We start from the raw sequence: 2,269 nt of genomic DNA, 5'->3' as shown, positions 1-2,269 counted from the left end.
AGCCGGCCTCCCGGGGCAGCCCGCCGGCCTGCGGGTGGGCGGTGATCACGGTGCTGGCCACCGCCGCGCCGATCGCGCCGCCGATGGTGCGGATGTTGGCGTTCATGCCGGTCGCCACGCCGGTCTGGTGGCTCGGCACGCTGGCCACGATCAGGTTGGCCATCGAGGCGAACGCGAGCCCGATGCCGATGCCGACCAGGGCGCCGGCGACGCCGACCTCCCAGCGGGTGTCGTGCGCGACGGTCAGCATCGCCGCGGCGGCCACGTTGAACACCGCGCCGGTGGCCAGTTGCGCCTTGGCGCTGAACCGGGCCGCCAGCCGGCCGGCCAGCAGGCCGGCGACGAACATCCCGACCAGCATCGGCAGCATGAGCAGCCCGGCCTGGGTGACGCTGGCCCCGAAGCCGTACCCGGCGCTGCGCGGGATCTGCACGAACTGCGGCAGGAAGGCGTAGACGGCGAACATCGAGGCGCCGTAGAGCAGGGCGACCAGGTTGGTGGTCCAGACCGCGGGCAGCCGCATCATCCGCATGTCGATCAGCGGGTTCGCCGAGCGGGTCTCGGCCACCAGCCAGCCGACCAGGAGCACGGCGGCGAGCGCCAGCAGGCCGGTCACCCGGCCCGAGGTCCAGCCCCAGACGGCGCCCTTGCTGACCGGCAGCAGCAGCGCCACCAGCCAGCCGGAGAGCAGCAGCGTGGTCGCCCAGCTGATCCGGCCGGGCGTACGCACGGGCGACTCCGGCACGAACCGGTGCGCCGCAAGCGCGGTGAGCCCGACGACGACCATGGGGATCCAGAACAGCCAGCGGTAGCCCAGCGTGGCCACGATCGGCCCGGCCAGGACGACGCCGAGGCCGCCACCGGCGGCGACGATCGCCGAGATCGCCGCGACGGCCGAGCTCACCCGCGCGGCGGGGAACTCGTCGCGGATGATCCCGAACGAGAGCGGGAAGACGGCGCCACCGATGCCCTGCACGACGCGGGCGACGATGAGCACCCCGATGGTGGGCGCGACGGCCGCCAGCAGGCAGCCCACCGCGAGCGCGGCGAGGGAGACGACCAGGGTCCGCTCCTTGCCGATCATGTCGCCGATCCGGCCGAGGACCGGGGTGAAGATCGACGCGGAGAGCAGGTAGGCGGTCAGCACCCAGGTCACGGTGTTCTGCGAGGTGTGCAGGTCGTGCTGGATGGTGGGCAGCACGGGGGTGATCAGCGACTGGAGCATGGCGAAGAAGCCGGCGCCGGCCGCGAGGACGAGGAAGGTCAGCCGACGCGAGTCGGGTCGGGTGGTTTCGAGCACGGAGAAACTCCCGTTCACGTACGAAGGAAGGATGTCGGGCCGCTCGCGCGGATCGCGGCGGTGGCGGCCGGGGAGGGTGCGCTGGTTCAGCGGATCGTGGGCATGGTGGGACCTCCTGGGTCCGGTGTCTGGTGCGCCGATCGCGCCGGCTGGGATCGGCGGGAGAATCCGGAGTACGCTATCCGGAGGCATGGCTCCGGTCAGTTCCGGAGGAGTGCCTCCACTAACGTAGTGGAGGGATGCCTCCGGTTGCAAGGCGAGAGGGGTGACGCGCGTCATGGCCAGCGGTGACCAGATGGGGGAGGTCCTCGCGCGGCGCCCCAAGCGGGCCGACGCCCGGCGCAACTACGACGCGCTGCTCGCCGCGGCCCGCGAGGTGTTCGGCGAGTCCGGCGCGGGCGCGTCCCTGGAGGAGGTCGCCCGGCGGGCCGGGGTGGGCATCGGCACGCTCTACCGCAACTTCCCCACCCGCCGTGACCTGTTCGAGGCGGTCTACGTCGAGGAGGTGCGGGCGCTCAGCGCGTCCGCCGCCGACCTGGCGGACCTGCCTCCGTGGGACGCGTTGGTGGCGTGGCTGTACCGGTTCGTCGCCTACGTCGGCACCAAGCGGGCACTCGCCGAGGAGTTCGTGCACGACTCCGAGGTCTTCCGCAGTTGCCGCACCGAGATCTACGCCGCGGGCGAGCCGTTGCTGCGCCGCGCGCAGGAGGCCGGGGCGGCCCGGCCGGACGCCGGCTTCGACGACGTGGTGCGGCTGATCAGCGGGATCACCGCGTACCAGTTCCCCGAGCCGGCGCAGCGCGACCGGGTGGTCGGCATCGCCCTGGACGGCCTCCGTCACCCGGCCGCACCACGCTGACCCGCCGCCGCCACCGGCCTCGGGCGGGGGTCGATTGCCGGGGGCGGCCGACGGCGGCCCGGACCCGGCTGCCGCACCGGTTGACGGCGCGTACCGGCCGGCGGCCCGGG

Annotated in this window: 2 protein-coding genes; one reads left to right on the top strand and one right to left on the bottom strand. The window is 73.6% G+C overall.

The window, feature by feature from the left end; translation table 11 throughout:
- On the bottom strand, positions 1-1,300 hold a 1,300-nt coding region (locus ACWEVO_RS35260; RefSeq protein ID WP_452311739.1), incomplete at its 3' end, for an MFS transporter.
- 265 nt (positions 1,301-1,565) lie between these two features.
- On the opposite strand from ACWEVO_RS35260, the gene ACWEVO_RS35255 reads away from it, so the two are divergent.
- On the top strand, positions 1,566-2,159 hold the full coding sequence (locus ACWEVO_RS35255; protein ID WP_452311738.1) for a TetR/AcrR family transcriptional regulator: 594 nt from the start codon (positions 1,566-1,568) through the stop codon (positions 2,157-2,159).
- The last annotated feature ends 110 nt before the right edge of the window (positions 2,160-2,269 follow it).

It is taken from the genome of Micromonospora sp. NPDC003776 (genome assembly GCF_053605645.1).
The sequence above is the reverse complement of the archived record's forward strand: the minus strand, read 5'-3'. Positions and strand labels throughout refer to the sequence as shown.